The organism is Enterobacter sp. BIGb0383 (assembly GCF_003751845.1).
Lineage (GTDB): Bacteria > Pseudomonadota > Gammaproteobacteria > Enterobacterales > Enterobacteriaceae > BIGb0383.
Map to the genome: position 1 here is coordinate 249,153 of NZ_RJKQ01000005.1, position 20,921 is coordinate 270,073.

Annotated in this window: 10 protein-coding genes; 8 read left to right on the plus strand and 2 right to left on the minus strand. The window is 54.6% G+C overall.

The window, feature by feature from the left end; all coding sequences use genetic code 11:
- Positions 1-58: 58 nt before the first annotated feature.
- On the minus strand, positions 59-4,321 hold the full coding sequence (locus tag EDF81_RS21220) for a SpvB/TcaC N-terminal domain-containing protein (protein WP_123350147.1): 4,263 nt from the start codon (positions 4,319-4,321) through the stop codon (positions 59-61).
- Positions 4,322-4,373: 52 nt separating this feature from the next.
- Positions 4,374-11,882 (minus strand): neuraminidase-like domain-containing protein, encoded by a 7,509-nt coding sequence (locus EDF81_RS21225; RefSeq protein ID WP_123350148.1) that lies wholly within the window; start codon positions 11,880-11,882, stop codon positions 4,374-4,376.
- A 428-nt stretch (positions 11,883-12,310) separates the two neighbouring features.
- Between EDF81_RS21225 and ampH the strand changes: the two genes are divergently transcribed.
- From ampH to EDF81_RS21265, 8 genes are all read left to right on the plus strand, one after another.
- Complete coding sequence (gene ampH / locus EDF81_RS21230) at positions 12,311-13,456, plus strand: D-alanyl-D-alanine-carboxypeptidase/endopeptidase AmpH (RefSeq protein WP_123350149.1); 1,146 nt, start codon at positions 12,311-12,313, stop codon at positions 13,454-13,456.
- A 99-nt stretch (positions 13,457-13,555) separates the two neighbouring features.
- Positions 13,556-14,527: a porphobilinogen synthase gene (gene hemB / locus EDF81_RS21235; protein ID WP_123350150.1), complete on the plus strand. Its 972-nt coding sequence runs from the start codon at positions 13,556-13,558 to the stop codon at positions 14,525-14,527.
- 107 nt (positions 14,528-14,634) lie between these two features.
- Positions 14,635-16,362, plus strand: a complete 1,728-nt coding sequence (locus EDF81_RS21240; RefSeq protein WP_123350151.1) for a lysophospholipid acyltransferase family protein — start codon at positions 14,635-14,637, stop codon at positions 16,360-16,362.
- A gap of 647 nt (positions 16,363-17,009) precedes the next feature.
- Positions 17,010-17,513: a hypothetical protein gene (locus tag EDF81_RS21245; protein WP_148049949.1), complete on the plus strand. Its 504-nt coding sequence runs from the start codon at positions 17,010-17,012 to the stop codon at positions 17,511-17,513.
- Positions 17,514-18,164: 651 nt separating this feature from the next.
- The gene (locus EDF81_RS24155; protein WP_123350153.1) at positions 18,165-18,623 is read left to right on the plus strand and encodes a hypothetical protein; all 459 of its coding nucleotides are present in this window, start codon (positions 18,165-18,167) and stop codon (positions 18,621-18,623) included.
- 109 nt (positions 18,624-18,732) lie between these two features.
- Complete coding sequence (locus EDF81_RS21255) at positions 18,733-19,551, plus strand: sugar phosphate isomerase/epimerase (RefSeq protein WP_123350154.1); 819 nt, start codon at positions 18,733-18,735, stop codon at positions 19,549-19,551.
- 176 nt (positions 19,552-19,727) lie between these two features.
- Positions 19,728-20,141 carry a hypothetical protein gene (locus tag EDF81_RS21260; protein WP_260232749.1) on the plus strand — a complete coding sequence of 138 codons (414 nt, stop codon included), beginning with the start codon at positions 19,728-19,730 and terminating at the stop codon, positions 20,139-20,141.
- Positions 20,126-20,911: a hypothetical protein gene (locus tag EDF81_RS21265; protein ID WP_123350155.1), complete on the plus strand. Its 786-nt coding sequence runs from the start codon at positions 20,126-20,128 to the stop codon at positions 20,909-20,911. The genes EDF81_RS21260 and EDF81_RS21265 overlap by 16 nt, the downstream gene beginning before the upstream one ends.
- The last annotated feature ends 10 nt before the right edge of the window (positions 20,912-20,921 follow it).

Consider the following 20,921-nt stretch of genomic DNA (forward strand, 5'->3'; position numbering starts at 1 on the left):
GAGAACTCCATGGGTAAATCATTCCAGAAACACCGGCAGCAGCGCTGCCGGTATCGCATTACACGGCGATTCCGCTGGCCGTGTCGTTTTCATCTTCACTGACCACAAACCAGGGCGTGAACAGGGTTCGACGCAGCCAGCCTTTTGCCGTCACAACCTGCCACTCGCGCCCGGTCGAGTCGTAGCAGTGGGTATCGGCATACAGGTCCTGACGGGCGCTGTCATCGCTGACATATTTCCAGCTATCGAGGAAATAGGGCTGATACACGCGAACCGGCTGGCCCTTGTTGTCGAACTCCGTCCTGCCGGTGACCGCCCAGCGAAACGTTGTTTCCGCGAGCACCGGCGTACCGTCTGAGCGGGTCGCCAGCGCACCGGATGCCGTTCGCTGCCAGGCTTCACCGTTCGTCTGGCGGCTTGCCGTCTGCAGCTCCCGGCCAAAACCATCGCTGAACGTCACCTGCTGACGAATTTGCTGCTGCGGATCGCTGTCATAGCGGTCGGTGGCCAGAGTCACCACATGCGGCGGCAGCTTCGCATCCCCGGTTTCTAACCAGCTGTCGGCAACATAGATCAGGCAAAGTGAGATCGGTAGCGGTGCCGCCAGGGCCAGCGCCTGATCTGCCGTCTTCGGGATCGCCATAGCGGTATCGCTGTATCCGGCTGCAACCCCATTTTCCGTCCCACGAATGCGCCGCGAGGTTACCCGTCCCAGCGCATCCAGGGTGACGGCGTGCACATTGTCGTTCACGTCCGTAACCCTGACCGGCAACAGAAAGCGCCAGTCATATTCGGCGGTGGTGGTCAGCCCGGCGGCATCCTTCAGCTGCAGGATCGCGCAGTCATACGCATCGCGCGTCACCGTGACCGCCCCGGTGAGCAGACTGTCGCGCCAGGTTTCAGGCTGCCAGAAGTGCGCTGCCGATGCCCAGGTGGTATAGCCCTGACGCCCCACCCACAGTTTTTTGCTCGCTTCCGCAGGGCGCGCAAAAAGATAGCTGGCCTGCAGCCAGCCTGCGTCAGAGAGCGTTTGAGTTGGGATCGTTTCCGCCAGCGCGCTGACGATCGCCTCATCAAAAACGGCCGTTTCGCTAAAAGCCCGCCGGGGTGGAAACGCCGGAGCCTGGACCGTGGCGTTATTTTGGGCGTCCAGATACCAGGCCTGCTCCTGCCCGGCCAGGAGATAAGGCTGACTGTCGGCCAGCAGCGTGCCAGCGTCGCGGAGAGATTCCAGGCTCAGCCCGCCCGCCGGAACGGCAGTCACGGGATACGTAAACGCATCTCGACGGGTGGCATCCGCCAGACCGGGGAGCCAGACTCCCTGTTCGATATTCGCCAGGCAGTGCCAGCTCTCCTGGATCCGTTCAAGCCGCAGCACCTGCTGCTGTTCATCGAAGCTGGCAGCAAACAGGGTTTCCGGCAGCTCAGCTGAATAGGGGCTTGCCGAAGTCTGAGTTCGCCGTGGATAGCAGATATTGACCTGCTGTAGCGGCTGACCGTAAGGATCGCGGCTGAGCACCACCTGCTGGCGACACTGCGGATCGCTGCTGACCCGCTCATAAAGGTAAGTCCGGCTTTCCACAATCGCCGGCGCGATAACCGGCGCGTCTCCTTTGGACGCCACCAGTCGCACCTGGGGACGATGTTCCGTCACCGAATAAGGGACGCGGGGATCGTCAGCGCCAAAAAGCTCGCCACGCAGCGGCTGGCCTTTCAGGCCCCGACGCAGCCAGAACAGAGTCGACGCATCGGGCATACAGACCTGTTCATCCTCACCGCTTCCGACGGTAAATCGGGGTCTGAATAGCCCGAAAGCCTGCGTATCGCCTTTCCAGTACTCATCCGCAAGCCGATCATCCACCTCCGGTAAACCGGTGGCATACCAGCTGCGCTGAATACTGGCCGTCGTGCTCTGTCCCACCAGGGTATCGGCATCGCGGGACTCCACAAAGCCAAACCCGCGAAACTCACGCTCCTGCGAATCCCACACGCCGTGCCGGTAGCGGATGGTGCTGATTAGCTGGTTACCGCTAATCTCATCGCGTGTTTCCGTGCGCCGGAGCGTATGCAGGGCAAACGGCAAATAGCATACCGGCGCAGATTTTCCCGCCGCCGCTGCGTCGGCTTTCTCATCGAGCCAGAACTGGGCCGAGCTACGGTAAAGCAGTGCGTGACTGGCCCCCATACCGTTACTCATGGCATTTAGCAGCCAGGGTTTGCTGTCAGTCAGCGGACAAACATAATGGCGCGGCTGCGGATGCGTGACCGTCAGTATCAGACTGGCAACCCCAAGCCCCTGGATATCGGCCAGCTGCAGGCTGCTGGTTCGCTCATAGCGTACCCCGTCCGGCAGACTCACGCTGAACGGAGCCGTAAAGTCGTTCCCGCTCTGGTTGCGGTAAATCAGGAGCCGGTCGCTGAGGGCATAAATAAGATCGGTGGTGCCGGAGCCATCGATGTCCGCCAGAAAAAGCTGGTCAGGATTAAAAGACACAGCAGGCTGAGTAAAACCCGGCATGATAATCGGTGGCGCAAAGCGGCCATGTCCGAGATTGGGCCAGTAGCAAACCCCTTCTGCCCGCACCTCCACCAGATGCTGCTGACCGCTGCCGGCCATATCGCTAAAGGCAACCAGTACCCTGGCATCCGTTCCGGGGATCGGCAGCGTGATACCCTCGGGCTGAAGCACCGTCTGCGCTTTGCTCCAGCCGGCACCGGTTCCGCTGTAGAGCCGTACGCTTTTCGGCCCGATCAGCACCAGATCCGCCAGACCCGCACCGCGGATATCCGCCAGCTGTGCACGCGGGTGATGATATTCCACCGGCAGAGCAGACAACGGTGTAAAGTTCCGCCACTCCCGCTCAGCCGTTCGTGCATACTGCCCGGCCACCTCGGGGGCAGTTACCAGCCACTCCAGCCGTCCGTCGCCGTTGAAATCGGCCAGAACCGCGCCGTCCCGCAGGGAAGGCTGCGAAGGTAGCGGCATGGCCTGATCCCAGGTAACGGCATCCGCATCATCCCCTGGCTGGCGCACCGGTGCCCGATACCACCAGGCTTCGCGGTCCTGATACAGAATACCGGCGGTCCCTTCACCGTTGAGATCCACCATCTGGTACGGCTGTAACGTATTCAGCGCCCCCATATCGTCACGCTGCTGCCACTCCGCCCTCTCCGGCGGCGCAAATGCCTGCCAGCCAAAGGTCAGCGGAGGCAAAGCACACGGAGCGCCATCCGCTTCATAGCCTACCGTGTAAGCGGAAGTTAGTGTCGTCATGGTCGGGGCCTGAGCATAGTTCAGCTGCAGGCGAGAGATCGGTTCAGGGGTTTCATTCTCTTCCTGCACACCGGCCAGGGTCTGCAGCCGATGAAACAGCAGGATCTCATGACAAAGACGTCGGGTACGGACCTCGAAGCCGTATTCCCAGCTGGAAAAGCAGTCCTGGCGGCACGGCCAGTTTCCGGCGTCAGGGTTTTGCCATGTCGGGATATCTGCATCACCGCTCTGACGATCGCCGTAGTCGCACACCACCACAAACAGCCAGTCATCCTCTTTGGGCGGCAGCACCAGCGCGGGCAGCGTGCGACCGGCCTGCTTATTGCCATACCAGGCCGCAGCCAGATAGCGCTGGGCCGTCGCGGCGGGGTGTTGGGCAAGCTCTTCTGCGTCGCAGTTAGCGCCATTTTCATCCCGATACTGATAGTAGATCTGCTCCCCGGTCGCTGAGACGGAGGACTCCTCAAGCCATACGGCGGTCCGGGACAGATCGTCCGGATGACTGATACGGGCCTGGGCAGTGCGGCCCAGCAGATGCACCTGACCGTCCGGGCGATATAACACCCAAAAGTCCTGCTGGCCTGCCGTCTCCGGCACCCAGTACTCCAGGCGGCTAAAATCGGTTTCCACCCGCGAGCGGTACGCATGAACCCGGTAGTTCCCACCGACTTTGACGCCGAGGAGTGTCGTGGCGCTGCGGATCTCCGCCATGCCGCTCTTCGTCAGTACCGGTACCAGGACTTCGCCGTCCGGTCCGGTGAAGGTATCGGTGCCGTCATAGGCTGGCACGCCTTTGTGGGTTCGCAGACGGACCGCCGGACGGTGGATATTCCATCCCATCCCGAACGGTCCGTTACCGCTGCGGCTGTGGTAGTTCAGCGTCAGGGGCGGAGCATAGCCCCGTCCGGCACTGACGGGTAAAGGTACCGATAGCATCGCCGCACCATCCGGACCGGCAGCGGCAATATCCCCCTTCAGCCCGCTTATCGCGCCACCGCCCTCGGGAAGAGAAGGCGCGGTCAGGGCTAAATTCTCTGAATTTTGCATAATAGACTCTCCTCAGGCTCCCCGCAGGGGAGCCTGATAGCAGATACAAGAATTAACCGATGATGGTGTAGCGGATATGCAGAATGATGTCCGTCAGACTGAGCAGCAACGCTTTCTGTCGGTCCCCAATGTCCGGGAAACTCAGGACCAGCGTCCCGGTATCCTCCACCGGGATCCCTTCAAACGGCAGCCAGCGGCTGTCATTGAAATCGAGCTGGAACTGACCGCTGTCATTCATCCCATGAGAGACCGCCAGCGCATCACACCCGCGTGGCAAAACCACGCTGCCGCCGTAGCTGAGCACCGCCCGCACGTCCTGATACGGGCCGGTGAGGGCGGGCAGCGTGACGCTGATTTGCTTGATGCGTCGCGTTTTACCCAGCGCGTCCGGATAATCCTTATCGATCTTAAGGTCGGAGAGCTTCAGAGAAGCCTGCAGCCGCTTATCCGATGTCACGGTCAGGCCGTTAACGGCAGCCCCGGCACTGCCTTTGCCCGCAGTGACCAGGGTCGTGACCGCCGTTGCCAGCGTAAAGGCATCCTTCCCGGCCAGCCCGGCATAAACCTCAGACAGACAGACGGTACGCGTCACCTCTTTTTCCCGCTCGTCGGCCTGTAAATAACGTTCTTCCATCTGCGCCAGACTGAGCTGTAGCGTCTCACCTGCCATTAAACCGGCATAGGTTCCCTGCCAGGCACCAGGACGGATAAACGTGGCGCTCGCCGTCCCCATCGTCCATTTCCAGGCTTCCTGCGCCATCAGACAGCGGGACACGGTCAGATCGTAGAACTGGTAATAAATCGCCGCCAGCTTGCCACGCAGCCAGCTGTAAAGGGCTTTGTTGGTGAATTTATTTTGCAGGAAGGTCATCTGCGCCCGGGTCTGGGTCTGCTGCGTCTCCAGATACGTTTTCTGCATTACCGCCGCCTCACGCTTAATCGCCAGCGCGGCCAGCTGAGCGTCAATTTGCTTCATCTCACACTCTGCCGTATTACGCTGAACGTCCCACTCCTGACGGCGACGACGATAGGCTTCAGACTGGGTGATACGCTCTGCAGCGGCATGCGAAGCAGAAGCCCCTATCTCAATACCGGTTCCCACTGCCTTAGCGATAGCACCATAGCGGGAACCGCCGAATGCCATACCGTAAATATTGGGCACCGCATCCAGGCCCGCAGCAACGGTATAGGCCGCGCGTGCCGTAGTGGACAATACGGCCGAACTCAGGGCAAGCTCCATAGCCTGCGTCTCTCCGCGATTGACATCTTCGTCATAGAGTTTGCTGTAGTGGCTATGGCGCGACTGCGCCCCATGGCGACTCTCTTCAAGCGCCAGTTGGTCAGCGTCGATCTCGGTAATATTTTTTTGCTGCAGGGAAAGGCTTTGCAGCATCAGCTCCGCCCCCTGAGTCAGTAATAACTCCGAGAGCGCTTCTGCATCCTGGCGCTCCGTGATACTGAGCAGATTACTGCCAAACTGGGTTAACTGATTAACCATCCCACGGGCGTTCTCCAGCATGACCGGGAAGCGATACAGCGGCATCACTGCCGCAGGCAGGTTGCTCCCGCCCTGAGATGCAATAACGGCAGCACTCAACAGCGCCGCCGGATCGGCGGGCGCGGCATAGATCGCCAGCGACAGAGGTTGCCCGTCAATGGAGAGATGGTGACGCAGGTTATACAGACGCTGTGCCAGGGTCTGCCAGTAGCCAATCAACTTATCGTTCTGCTGCGGCAGAAACAGGTCGGTCAGCGAATTGGCGGTAAAGAGTTCCACCGAGTCAGTTTGCTGGCGTACCGCCTCCAGCGCCTGCAGGGTGCGAGTTTTCAATGTTTGATCCGCGGCATTTCCCAGACGAGGATTGCTCCAGTCGGCACTAAAGGTCAGCCAGGGTTCGTCACCGAGCACGCTCAGCGCCTGGACATACCACATTTTGGCTTCGTTAAGAGTATCGCGCTCAAGCAGGCGGTAGGCGGCATCACCCCGGGCAATTAGCAGATCAAGCCAGGACATAAAGGTCGCCACTTTATAGTGCATCGGGTCTGCCTGCGCTACCGCATCCGGATCTACCGAATCCAGCGGGCTGGCATTCCAGGAAATATCGTCTTCCAGCGGGCGTACATTCCATTGCCAGGCGGCAGGCTGACCATCAAGCAGATACCCTTCGGGACTCCAGATATATTTAATCCAGCGGGTCGCCTCGGTAAATCGACTCTCCTGCAGCAGACGCTTAAAGACCATCATCGGCACATAGTAGAACATCTCCCAAAAATAGAGGGCGTTAGCCCCGTTAAAATCCATGGGTTCCGTCTGCAGATCGAGAATTACCACGTTTTCAAACATCGAGAGTTTTGACTGACTATTAATTTCTATCGCGGTCCGGGTGTCGTCCACATACTTGAAGTGGGCACCCAGCCATGAGCTATCACCCATTTTATCGGTGGTTAAAAAGACGCGGGCGCAATATTCCGTATTGAGCGGTGTCGCATCCAGAGGAATAAATAGCCGCACGCTCAATTCGGTATCGGCCAGCATACCGGTATAAACAACGTGCGCGTCGTTATCTACCACATGTTTAAGGCTGAGGTAAAATTTGCGGCTGCTTCCGTGAACGCTTGCGCTATAGCGGGGCAGCACAAAATCCACATAGAAGCCTTTCCCCAGCTGGGGTTCCTGTAATAGCTGGGTTTCCATTGACAGCACGGTGTTAAGACCGGTATTCGCCCGGGTAACCAGCTGTTTAGCAAAGAGCGTATTGACCCTGATACGGTGAACGCCATACTGCAGATACTGCGCAGAGGTCGTCGTCTGGTTTAGCGTAATAACGGGTACGGCGTCGAGGGTCAGCGTCACGCGGAAGCTTTCCTTACCCAGCGAGCGCCCGTCTCCGGCCGGCGCGGATGCGCTGCAGGTGAGCGTAAGGTCAAGGGTGTTGTTAACAAATGCGCTTAGCGGCACTTCGATTGTTTTATTTTCAAACAAAAAGAGTGATTCGCCAAATGTAAATTTAGAACGTCGGTCGGAGATAAAGCTTACGTTACCGCCTCCCGTCACCGTAATTTTCACATCCGCAGGGTTAATAGTGGTATTAATATACTCAAAACTGCTGAAGGTAAAATCAGGCCCGGCTGACGGGAATGGGTTACTCCGACAAACCGATACCGGAGCTGGAGGATGTGCCACTGTATATTTTGACACCGCCCGATATAACTCCCCCCATTTAAATGCAGCCTGCGAATCCTTATTTGATGCAGGAATATCGGCTATTCTGAAATGAGGAACAAACCCCCCATTGATATACTGTGATGATGCACTTAAAAATACAAGGCGACTGTTTTTTTTGATTAGACAATCTACAACATACTTTTGTGATGAGGCATAACTCCCTACCGACACACTTCGTGGAAGATAGAACTCTTCGCCCATAAGACCGGACTGCTTCATCATGTCGACCAGAGTGCCGCTCCGTGCACCTTTATAGCCATTATAAATTACTTTTGCAGTGGCATTAATTTTCAGCGCCACTTTTCCGTTATTCGTCAAGGAGACATTGACAGGCGATACCGAGCTGCCATTCATTATTGAATAATAACCATCCCCCCATCCATAGCCCAGACTTACCGGTTTCGAAACACCAACACTACAATAGCGTGAATTCAAAAGTACCGCAGAGGTCGTACTTAGCTGAGAGGAGACAGGCGCAGCTAACTCCTGAGCCGCCGCTTCGGCAAGCTCCTCAATATGACCATCGGGCAAAATACGCACCCCGGAAATATTTGATAATTTATTACCATAGCTGGCGAGTTTTTTATGGAAAAAGAAATAAAGCCGTTCATTATGCGTATCACAGCCGCAGTACATTCCCATAGCACTAATCGGGATACTTTGCGGGGGCAAAATATTCCGTGCTGAGGTCACCGATACCGGAACACTCCAGGTGCCGTCATGCAGAATATGCGCATATTTCAGCTGATACTCAATGGACCGGGTGGTTGTGCTGCCGCTGGTGACAGAAATTTCCCGGCTTTCCACCCAACAAATATGCAGCCGCGACTGGAAGATGACCGGACGCACCAGATCGTTGACGGCGCTAATCGCGACGCTAATTTTTGTCCATTCACGCCAGGCATTGGCCGGTAGCGTGCCATTTGCCATTTTACCAATATCCGCTGAACGCCAGTAATAATCGCCATTCGCCGCTCGTCCAATGATATACGTCAGACCATACTGGTCGGTGACGCTATCGTGGTAGCCGCCGATCACCTTCAGGTTAGCGATCTCCTCGAAGCGGGTCATATAGGTTTTAAACCCATCTTCCACGGTATCGCTCGACAGCTGGCTCTGGCTCAGCGACTGAAGCATCTCATCCATCATACCGGTCTGGCCAATACGCAGGGTCGGGTCGATATAGTTTTCCGGATAGTAAACCAGCTGCGAAACGCCTGCCCAGGTGCTATAGCGCTTGTTCCAGAGATCCCAGTCGGTAAAAAATGGCCGGGATTTGACGCTGTTTGTTACTCCGTCTTCAATCCCCGTCAGCGCCCGGTTGACATACAGCTGCAGGCTGGCAATCGCTTCTGCCAGACGGGTGGTTTTTACCTGCGCGGAGATCTTATTATCAATCAGCAGCCAACTGTAGAGTTTATCGCGGTCCGTCACCCAGGCGGGGGTGATATACTTAATCGCGTAGGCGCTAAGCGCGGCGCTAAGACGTTCATCCAGGGCCGCCTGTAGCTCGGTCTTCTGCCGGGTATTAAGCCCCGACTGTAGAATCTGACCCATCGCCTTCCAGTCAGCATAGGCAGGCGAACTATTTGAGGTGGTGTATTTCATGCCCATCAACCTGGCCACGCCCGCAGGCGTTATCCCCAGCGAGGTGGCGATATCCACCCACTGCAGGGTCACATCAATATCCCGCCAGCTACTGAAGGTCAACGCGACACCGTTATGCTGAGTCAGGCCCTGGGCAACCAGCTGTTCATCAAGCATCATCGCCTGCGCCAACCGTGCAGGCGTTAGTTTTCCCTCGCCCAGTGCAGACAGCACTTCCGTAGCCGAAGAACCGCAGCGCTGTAGCCAGTGGTGAAGGCGAGTCAGCCCACGCATCGTGGACAGACTATGCGGCAGGTTTGTGACACCCGCGTTCTCCTGGAATTTCGCTGGCGACATCACCGCCAGGGCGAGTTCCCCGGCTGTCAGCTTCAGCGTGCTGACCATTAATGCCAGCTGCCCCAGCACCTGACTAAAACCGACCACTTTTGTCGTCTCTGCGGCCGTGCGGCCTTCCTTCATCACCAGCGTCAGAAAAGCCGAAAGCGTCAGCCCCTGAGGCTGCAAATTGTTAAGCCAGACCAGCAGATACCAGGCGATATCCGCCGAATCCAGCTGCGTGGCGGCGGCCACGAAAGGCGCCAGCGCGAGCGAACGTTCATTCCAGTCGCTAAACGTCCGGTCGCCTAAACCATTTTTTAGCGTCGTCAGCAGGTTTTCAATATCCGGCGACAGGGCGGTGCTATAACGCGTCGTGGTCATTAGCCAGAGATCGCTGATGGTCAGGTTTTGCTCCCTGAGCCATTCGGTACAGAGGCCGATAAAACTAACCAGATTAGCCAGCGCCTGGCCTGAAAGCGTCGCGATAGCGGTCGATGCATAAGGTGAGACGGACAGTAGTGCAGCCAGTTCCGTGACGCTCAGCCCATGCGCATCGGCCAGTAGTTTAACCCGATACAGCGCGGAGAGATCGTCAATAGTACAGGTGAAATGCACCTGGGTACTTTTCCCCTTCGCCAGCGTCCACAGGGTATAAAGTTCGGTATCATTGACCTGAAAAGCCCCTTTCATTACCCCGGTGCGGAAGGTGTCGGTCACCATCGAGGGTTCCAGCACAATCGATGCGCCATCAGCGGAAAAAATCTGACCGTTTAAGGGCGGTGAATTAAATAACCGGGTAAATGCAGAAGGGCGGTGGCGATAGCTGGTTTGATTGATTGCCGCACCGGCGAGGATCAGGCTATCAGAGAGCGTAGTCTGATAGCGTTGCATATAATAGTGTACCCAGAACAATTCACTGAGTACCTTGCTGGTAATCTCGAGATAATTGTTACTGTTCTCAACAACGCTGCGAATGTCACCAGGCGAAATACCGGTCGCTTTATACAGACGGATCAGTTTATTCATTTTGAGCAGGAGAAGGTTAGTCAGGCGAGTGGCCCCCATACCCGTATCAGTCCCGGACTGGACCTGTTCAAAACGAAACTTTACCCTGGTCGATATTTTTTTATCACTACCTTTTTCACCATATCGGTACAGATAGAGTCCAAACTCGTCGGCCAGATCGGTATCGGTTAACAGAAACTCAGGCGACTGATAGACGACATTCGCCATCGTCGACCCGTTGATTTCGCACAGATATTCTTCCCTCGGGGAGTCCATTCTGACGCTGACCGAACCATAATCGTCCCTGAACTTAACCCTGACATAAAACCGGTTTCCCGAAACTTTAAATAAATCTATAAAGTGCGTTTGCGCATCGTAGTGACTTCCTTTTGTTCGGGTAATGCGATAACGCTGCAACATGCCCGTTTCATCGACCACATATGAATTTAAAACATCATCAGCATAGCCATTATTTTCAGTGACCATCTCAAGGAAAAGGGCCATTTCATCATGGCTTATCCCATAATATTTAGACAGAAACTGGAAGTCCTGAAAATAATCGACATCGATCTCGCCAAAATTTTTATTAACAAGCTCTGCCGCATTTTTCTCCGTCACCTCCTCCGTCAGAATAGCGAATAAATCCGGAGAAATATCCGACTCAAGCCCCAGCAGCGACGAGCTATCCATCAGTTGCGCGACCTCCGGGTTACGCCGGAAAGCGGAAAAAGTCTCATCCTGCAACATGATTGAGCGGCGCGTCGCTTCATACGGCAAATGGAACGGAGTCATACCGGAGTGTCGCCAGATGGACAAATTCTCCAGCACGCCGTCATAACTCTTGTCATCATACTTTTGAATATTATTCATCAGCAATTCACTGGAAAGTGTCAGTGTTGACAGCTCATCATCCATATTGCTTTGGGAAAGCGGCAGCTCCACTAAATCAGGACGACGAGTATCAAGCCGGTACTCGCTCACCTCCGGATGAAGGTCCCTTGCTTCACGATACAGCTCCGTCAGATAGCCCGCGGGCGAAAACATCGAGGCTACAGAGCCCGGCTTAACGAACGAACGGGCACGCTGCGGGAAAAAACCGTCGTAGCTCTTCAGCATGGAGGACTGGCGGATCCCGAGGTTTACCGCTTTGGCCAGTTGGGGATTTGCCAGACTGAGAATACGCGACTCTGCCAGTTTATTTTCTTTTAACGCCGTCTGCGCCTGCTGGTAGAGATAATTGCTCTCTCCCCAGCTAAGACTCTCCCCGGCAAGGTCTTTTACCTCAGAAAATGAGCGGACCATAATATCGGAAAGGGTAATCTTCGACTCGCTGGCGGACAGGCTGCGGACGCCTGAAGTATTTACATGGTTAATTTTATCCAGAATATCATCAATACAATACATAGCTCCCACCTTATTATTGGCTGGAATATTCTCCCAATGAAAAAATAACTATTCGATCGCCATCGTAGCAAGGGAACTCTTAACAATTCAATTTAAAACATTTTATAGATTAACGAAATAAAAACCTAAAAATACATTCTCTAATGCAATAATAAAAACAAGATGTGATATTTAAATTAACTCAATAAGCCAGACAAATAACACAAAACCGAAAATAACATCGGCAATTTTTAGAATACCCCAATGCAAAAAACGTGTTGAGACCCTCATCGCCAGCTCCTGTGGTGCTCGCCAGAGCATAAAAAACCGCCGACGTTTACTCATAGTTACGTTTTAGCCGCTATGATTGTGTGAAAGGCGCTTTGCAACGCACCCGCCCATAGTATAAATACGCTTACTTTTTTCCACTTAGCTTATGGATACCTTCGTTGAAACGTAGTCTGCTTTTTTCTGCCGCCCTGGCTGCGGCGTCACTGACACAGGTCCAGGCGGCGCAGCCGTTAACCGACCCCGTTTTCGCGTCCGATATCGTCGATCGTTACGCCAACCATATCTTCTACGGTAGCGGCGCTACCGGTATGGCGATGGTGGTTATCGACGGTAATCAGCGGGTGTTTCGCAGCTTCGGTGAGACTCGCCCCGGCAGTAACGTCCATCCCCAGCTTGATTCAGTGATCCGCATAGCGTCCCTGACAAAAGTGATGACCAGTGAAATGCTGGTGAAGCTGATGGATCAGGGTGTGGTAAAACTCGACGATCCCCTGAGCAAGTTCGCTCCGCCCGGCGCACGCGTGCCGACGTATCAGGGCGCACCGATTACCCTGAAGAACCTGGCGACCCACACCAGCATTTTGCCGCGTGAGCAGCCCGGCGGCGCGGCCAACCGTCATGTGTTTATCTGGCCGACCCGCGCCCAGCGCTGGAGCTGGATCTCCACGGCAAATCTGAAGGCGACGCCCGGCACCCAGGCTAACTACTCCAATCTTGGGTTCGACCTGCTGGCAGATGCGCTCTCCACCGCCGCCGGTAAGCCTTACCCCCAGCTCTTTCAGGAGCAAATCGCTCGCCCGCTGGGGATGAAAGATACGACCTATACCCCATCGCCGGACCAGTGCCGCCGTTTGATGGTGCCGGAAAAAAGCGCCAGCCCGTGCAATAACACCCTGGCCGCGATCGGCAGCGGGGGTATCTACTCTACGCCGGGAGATATGATGCGCTGGATGCAGCAGTTCCTGTCATCAGACTTCTACACCCGCAGCCCGCAGGCGGACCGGATGCAGACGCTTATCTACCCGCGCAGCCAGCTTACCCGCGTGGTCGGTATGGACGTACCGGGCAAAGCCGACGCACTCGGTCTCGGCTGGGTGTATATGGCACCGAAAGAGGGCCGCCCGGGGATCGTGCAGAAAACCGGCGGTGCCGCAGGCTTTATTACCTATATGGCGATGGTGCCGCAGCATAACGTCGGCGCTTTTGTGGTGATCACCCGCTCACCGCTGACCCGCTTTACCAATATGAGCGACGGTCTGAACGACCTGGTCTCAGAGCTGAGTACCAATAAAGCTCGTCCGTAATCCCATAATGGTCGTGGAAGGTAAAGATAACTTTTGCAAAACACCCCACGACCATATTTGGTAGACTGCTCACTTCGTTGCACAACCTTCAGGCAAACCATGACCGATTTAATCACCCGTCCGCGCCGCCTGCGCCAGTCCCCTGCGCTGCGCGCCATGTTTGAAGAGACAACCCTGACCCGAAACGATCTGGTGTTGCCCATCTTTGTTGAAGAAGAGATCGACGACTATAAAGCCATCGAAGCGATGCCTGGCGTCATGCGCATTCCGGAAAAATATCTGGCGCGCGAGATCGAACGTATCGCCCGCGCAGGGATCCGCTCGGTGATGACTTTCGGTATCTCTCACCACACTGACGCCACCGGCAGCGATGCCTGGCAGGAAAATGGTCTGGTAGCGCGCATGTCACGTATCTGCAAAGACGCGGTGCCGGAAATGATCGTCATGTCCGATACCTGCTTCTGCGAATACACCTCTCACGGTCACTGTGGCGTGCTGTGCGACCACGGCGTGGATAACGACGCGACCCTGGAGAACCTCGGCAAGCAGGCAGTGGTTGCTGCCGCGGCCGGAGCCGACTTTATCGCCCCTTCTGCGGCGATGGATGGTCAGGTACAGGCGATCCGCCAGGCGCTGGACAAGGCGGGTTTTATCGATACCGCGATTATGTCCTACTCCACTAAGTTCGCTTCCTCGTTCTACGGCCCGTTCCGTGAAGCCGCCGGTACCGCGCTGAAAGGCGACCGTAAAACCTATCAGATGAACCCGCTTAACCGTCGCGAAGCCATCCGTGAATCCCTGCTGGACGAAGCCCAGGGCGCGGACTGCCTGATGGTCAAACCGGCCGGTGCCTACCTCGATATCCTGCGCGATATCCGCGAACGCACCCAGCTGCCAATTGGCGCTTACCAGGTCAGCGGTGAATACGCGATGATCAAGTTCGCGGCGCAGGCCGGGGCCATCGACGAAGAGAAAGTGGTTCTGGAAAGCCTGGGTGCAATCAAGCGCGCCGGTGCCGATCTGATCTTCAGCTACTTCGCTCTCGATCTGGCGGAGAAAAACATCCTCTGATCCCTCAGGGCGGGTTGATCCCCCGCCCTTCTAAATGTTCATCGCTCTGCAATGTCACCGTCATATTTCGCTTCTACTGTCTGGGCAAGACGTGAGGAGAAGCGACCATGTTTAGTCTCGACAACGTACTCGATGACCTGTGGCCTGAGGCGAAACCCGCCCCCTGGCAAAAAAGTGTTCTCAAACGTTTATTGTACGAAGAGGAATTCCAGTCCTTTGCTGCACACCACCGCCACCTGAAAGGGCTGGATATGGTGGAACAGGTACTCGACCACCTTGCCATTCGCTGCGCCATTCCGGCCCACGACCTCGAACAAATCCCCGAACATGGCCCACTGGTGATTATCGCCAACCATCCGACCGGCACCCTTGACGGTCTGGCGCTGCTGTACGCAGTTTCCCGCGTGCGTCGCGATGTGAAAGTGGTGACCAACCGGATGCTCAGCCACCTCGAACCGCTGAGCTCTCTGTTTATTCCGGTGGATAATATTAATGGCCGCACCAGCAAAACCTCTTTGCAGCAGATGGAACAGCATCTGCAAAGCGCCGGTGCCCTGATCTTCTTCCCGGCGGGCGAAGTCTCGCGCCCGACGCGTAAAGGTATTCGCGATAAGCGCTGGCATACCGGCTTTATCAAGCTGGCGGCGAAATTCCGCGCCCCGCTGCTGCCGATGCATATCCGCGCCCGCAACAGTATGCTGTTTTACTGCAGCACCCTGATCTCCCCGACTCTGCCGATGCTTCTGCTGATGCAGCAAATGTTTCGCCGTCGCGACAGCTGCCTGCCTATTTCCATCGGCAAGCAGATCGCCTGGTCCAACTGGTACCACGCCGGTACGCCGTCCCGCGAACTGGCCGAGAAGTGCCGTCGACACGTCATTCGACTGGGCAAAGGCAAGGAAGGTATCTTTAAAACTGAAAGCGCCATTGCCCGTCCGGAAGACCGCGCCACGCTTAAGCGAGAACTGCTGCGTGCCGAATGCCTGGGCCGCACCGCCGACGGCAAGGTTATCTATCTCTGGCAGCGTAACGGTCAGGAAGATGTGCCGGTACTGCGCGAGCTGGGACGCCTGCGCGAAATCGCCTTCCGCGCCGTGGGCGAAGGCAGCGGCAAACGCCGGGATACGGACAGCTACGACGACGACTATCTGCACCTGATCCTGTGGGATGAAGAGGATCTGGAGATTGTCGGCGCCTACCGCTTTATGCCTACCGCCGGTCAGGTGGAAAAGCACGGCGAGGAAGGCCTCTACAGCCACAGCCTTTTCCACTACGGCGAGCAGATGGACGATGTTCTGCGCCAGGGCATCGAGCTGGGGCGCAGCTTTATTCAGCCGCGCTACTGGGGTCGTCGCGGCCTGGATTATCTCTGGTCCGGTATCGGGGCCTATCTGGCGCGCTATCCGCAATACCGCTATCTGTTTGGTCCGGTCTCCATCTCCGGCGGCCTGCCACCTGCCGCACGGGATCTGCTGGTCGCTTTCTATCGCCTGTGGTTCCCGGCAAGCCATCCGCTGGCCGCCTCACGCCGTCCGTATCCGGCAACGCTCCCGGATGTACTGGCGCAGTTCGGCGGAGAAGATTATACGGAAGATCTGACGCGCCTTAAGTCGCTGCTGGGCAATCTCGGCTGCGGTATCCCACCGCTCTATAAGCAGTATTCAGAGCTGTGTGAGCCCGGCGGCGTGCAGTTTATCGACTTCGGCAGCGACCCGGCGTTTAACGACTGCGTCGACGGCCTGGTGCTGGTGGACCTGACCTATCTGAAGGCAAACCGGTATCAGCGGTATATTGGGGCGCACAGGGGTGTGGGGATTGAGGAGACGGCGGCGTGAGTGCAGTCTCCTGGGAATGTTGGCCGTGTGATGTTCAGCGGAATATTCTGCTGCACATCACAGATTCTTATTCCCTATAAACTCTACAGATTGACTTGCTTACTTGTTATCCGTAGGGTTTCTGCGAACCCGCCTGCAACGCTAACTTCCCCTTAACTGGTTCTAGTCGCATTGCACTACAGGCAACGCGCTACTGAAAGCTCACCTTAGGTGGGCTTTCCTCGTTTAAGAAACTCAGAAGATTTCCCTGCACTGCGATAAATTGTCATCGTACGTTACCTTGTTTGAATATCCGCCAACTTCAATTTTTTTACATACTCATGCGCTTTACACAGTAAAAACAATGAAATAAACGGTAACTGTCGGAGCTTTTTGCAAGACACAGCGCTCACTCCACCATAACCTGAACGTGTTTCAGATTATCAAGAGAAGCGTTTACGAAGCCATGAGTTGTATCTACATACTCTTTTGGCATGCTTAAAAACTATTTTTTATCCCCCCACTCAGACCTATCTTCAGACGGGCACTGCAGAAAATGAATCCAGTACAACAGAGCTTTAAAGTGTGTATAGTCAGTATCTACAGATGCAAATCCATTGATGCAAGTTATCATACCTTTGAAACTATTGATTACAGACGGAGGAAAGATGAATTCACGCGAGATTTTTTTTCAGAAAGTAGGTGAAAATAATGAAGCAACTAAAAACTTCAAAGAATCATTTAATAGAGAGTTAGATGAGTTTCAAAAGAAAACACTAGAACTCCTAACACAAATACAATCGTGGTTTGAAGGGAGCGCTATCACCGCAAAAACTGATAGAAAGGCCATTAACGATACGATAGAACCAAGTAAGGTCAATTATGTAGTTTCACTTTTTCTCCGAAATGGGGAAAAAACTCTTTCAATCGATCCTGAAGGCCTTAGGTTCGCAGGCGGAATCACTGGGTCGCTCACAGTAAAAATTATCAATATGAGCAGAGCTCCTAATACTCAAACATTTAATCTTCATATGCGTGACAGGGCTTTACGAGCGCAGGGTGTACCGGAGCAGTACGAGGGCTGGGTTATCGTTACAAGTAACCATGCAGGCAGAGTTGTTGAAGAATTTAATGAGGAAAATTTCTTCGCAAAGATTGAGTCCTTTGCTTAAAGTGGCATACATACACAGCATTGCTTAATATTTACGATGTTTATGCTCCCCTTGCGCATATAGGGCTCGAAGAAACCTACGTGCGCGAGGGACCAAGGAAAAATGAAGGAGGATTAGCCGTACCCCCTAAAAGTAAATAAAGCCATGACAAATGTTAATTTAGAACCCCACAAAAGCAACATATATCATATAAATAAGACTCACCTTCAATACAGCCCCCCTTCTCGATTAGCAATGAATATTTTATGCATCGAAATAAGAAACATAATTTCCGTCCTCTCATTGTCTATAGTCAAAGGACAATTCAAAGTGAAACAAACTGCAATTTTAGGCGTTTTTTGCGAGGCGGCTCGGGTAAGTGATAAAGTGCAGCTCAGCTCGGCGTAAAAGCCTTGTCGTCCGTTTCGGTGAGCAGTATGGTCTTCCCGCACCTGCAAAATCAGGTGCCAGGATTGGAACCCTGAATCACTTCACTGACGACACTACTTTTGTGTCGTGCGCTCGGCTACATCTCCATGGTGGACCGGGCGGGGGCACTGAAAAGTGCGCTGGTGTCAGTGAAGCCAGTAGTTCCAACCCTGCCCGGCTCCACCACCAATGAGATTGGAACCTCGGGTGGTGGTGATAAAGACTATTCACTGGAGGCTATCTATGCCTGTCTACCCAACCCAATACCACTCTTTGTTCACCCTGCCCTTTACCCACGTGACCGACTTTACCGAGCTGGCCGATCACTGCGAACGTTTCGCTCACGGGATCGCGAGCAGCGACGAGCCACTGCAAAAGATGGCCCTCTGCGGCCGACTCTCTGCCTGCCTCGCCCTGCTACAGCCGACGCTTAATGATCCTGTTCCGGACTGTTTAAAACCCAGTCTGACGGTAGAGGATATTCCTGCACATCGTCCTGCATTTGAGCCAGAGGCCACACAGCTGGCAGGCTATTGTCAGGCACTGACCGGTCTGCTGATGGGGGGAGCACTGGCAGCAGAAACAGAAACGGTTATCGCGGAGCTGCTCTGCGAGCTGGTCGATTATTTCGCTGACACCGTAAAAGCGCCGCGCTGGCTGAAAACCGGTGGTGAGACGATCTCTCTGGAGAGCCTGCACTAATCCTTTCCATTCTTTCTGGCTAAGGTGCAGCCAACGCGCCTTAGCCCGTCCGTTACCCTCATGCCATTTCTACTACAATCAATATGTTAATCACCAGGCCGGAGGAAAAGTGCGTTTTAACGTTAACAAGCTGTTTATCAATACCGTCCTGCTCGGTGGCACAACGGAGCAAAAAATCCGCGCCGCCGCCGACGCGGGGTTTACCCAGATTGAAATATGGCGGCAGGATATAGAGGCCGTGGGCGGAAACACCGCAGAGATTGTCAGGCAGTTACGGCATCATCATCTCGGACTGACGGATTATCAGGTATTGCTGGATTTCGATGGCGCGCCAGATGGAATGCAAAAACAGAAGCGCGAAGAAGCGCTGGCGATGCTCGATACCGCCGCAGCGTTGGGGGCCACAACGCTGTTAGCTCCCGCCTCCACGCATCCGGACTGTATGGCCGAACGTGAAACGGACGACCTGTACTGGCTTAGTCGCGAAGCCGCAAAGCGGGATCTCAAAGTGGCATTTGAAGCCATGGCGTGGAGCACACATATCAATACCACGGATGCGGCATGGCGCTGCGTGGAACAAATTAATGAGCCGAATCTGGGACTGGTGATCGATGCCTTTCATATCTTTGCCCGCAACCGTACCGTTGCCGACCTGGCCGGTATCCCGATGGACAAAATATTCCTGGTACAGCTCTCGGATCTCCAGGTGCTGCCTGAAGCCGGGGACATAATAGAGACGGCGCGGCACCATCGCCTGCTACCGGGTGAGGGGAATTTCCCCCTGCATACCCTGCTCGATTATCTGGCAGTAAACCGCTATCAGGGACCGCTGGGACTGGAAGTGTTCAGTGATGTGCTACGTCAAAAACCTCCCCGGGAGGTTGCCGGAGAGGCTATGCGGGCGCTGAAAAAATGTCTAAGGCCTTAGACTCTGTTTATCAGGCATAACCCGAGGGCAGATTGATCTTTGTCGGCTAAAGGCGTAGATTTTCTGAACAGTTGACGACGATACCATCCACCATATTTACGCGGCGAAACACCTCATCTTCGTCGTTTCTTAATCCCCACGGGATTACCGGGCACCGTCCCGGCCAAGGCGGAAAAATGCTAAACGCACTTAATTCATCTCGCTCAGTTCAGACAATCAGAGATTGCACCGATATGATCGCAACGGTTCCGCTACGTCATTGGGATGATGCACTCCAGATCCGTCACCTGAAAAGCGAAGGTGCGCTTCGCGATCAGCATTTCATCATTACGGTCAGAAGTGATGTTGATAAGGCTACGTTTTCCATTAAACCTTTTGCTGAACTGGTTGTGCTCAATAATCGTCTTCGTTTCGTTGTGATGCCTGAAACACAGTATCCTGAAATCGCCGGTAGTGAAGACGAGATTTTCTCAGAGATCGAACGCAATCTTGCGCAATTCCTGAAGAGCAAGTACAGGGTCGATGTTAGTCTGGTGCGCAATAAACCCTCAGTGAAGAGGCGCGCCGATAATCAATGGGCCCATCGATAATTGTCAGTTATACCAAGGACCTGGATTCATTTCCTGATTGTGATTTTTGTGTAAAACACCGGGTGGGTTATTTAATCTCCCCGGTATTTGATGTGCTACGTCTTACAGAATGGAAACTCACTAACTCCCCCGAAAAATACCGCTACTGTGTCACCGTCTCGATCGTGGGTGGCCAAGATAATGCGTGGCTGCGTGAACTTGCCCTTGAGCTTCGCCTCGACGATGAAAGCGAAGAAGATGTCATTCACTGCATTCGCAGAATCGTTGGCGAGTCAGAAGATGATGACGAAAAACAGATCGCCCGCTTCGTTTATAAAGATTTCCTCTTTCGCTCCCGGGCAGGTACAGAGACGGGCATTCAGATAAAAGGTGCTTTTGTTCAGCCATCTAAAGAGAAAAAGACAATGGCCCGGACAGTCTATGCGTTCTTGTTAAACTGGTATCGGCATATCATTAGCGACAATCATCAGACTGTCTTTGGCGCAAAAATCTGGGCTAGCGGAATGCTCCAGATTGGCCGGGTTCAGGTTTATGACGATACCCAAAAGCACTTCGTAGATGTTCTGGCCCAGGGCGGTATCGGCATCGACGGTTTTAAACCCTGGGACGCCCTGCGGCTCAGTGAACAGCAAATATCACACTGGAATCCCAATGCGCTCAGCATCGACCCGGCAGATAAAATCCTCGCTATCGTATCGGCTGTAGATCGCTACCATCCTGTCGGTATCACAACCTTTGATTCCACCAGACCCCGATTAAGCGTCCGGTGAAATGCCGAAG

Excerpts from the sequence above, each read along its gene's own strand:
- EDF81_RS21220 (WP_123350147.1), bottom strand. The coding sequence starts at position 4,321 with ATGCAAAATTCAGAGAATTTAGCCCTGACCGCGCCTTCTCTTCCCGAG.
- EDF81_RS21225 (WP_123350148.1), bottom strand. The coding sequence starts at position 11,882 with ATGTATTGTATTGATGATATTCTGGATAAAATTAACCATGTAAATACT.
- hemB (WP_123350150.1), top strand. The coding sequence starts at position 13,556 with ATGACCGATTTAATCACCCGTCCGCGCCGCCTGCGCCAGTCCCCTGCG.
- EDF81_RS21240 (WP_123350151.1), top strand. The coding sequence starts at position 14,635 with ATGTTTAGTCTCGACAACGTACTCGATGACCTGTGGCCTGAGGCGAAA.
- EDF81_RS21245 (WP_148049949.1), top strand. The coding sequence starts at position 17,010 with ATGAATTCACGCGAGATTTTTTTTCAGAAAGTAGGTGAAAATAATGAA.
- EDF81_RS24155 (WP_123350153.1), top strand. The coding sequence starts at position 18,165 with ATGCCTGTCTACCCAACCCAATACCACTCTTTGTTCACCCTGCCCTTT.
- EDF81_RS21260 (WP_260232749.1), top strand. The coding sequence starts at position 19,728 with ATGCTAAACGCACTTAATTCATCTCGCTCAGTTCAGACAATCAGAGAT.
- EDF81_RS21265 (WP_123350155.1), top strand. The coding sequence starts at position 20,126 with ATGGGCCCATCGATAATTGTCAGTTATACCAAGGACCTGGATTCATTT.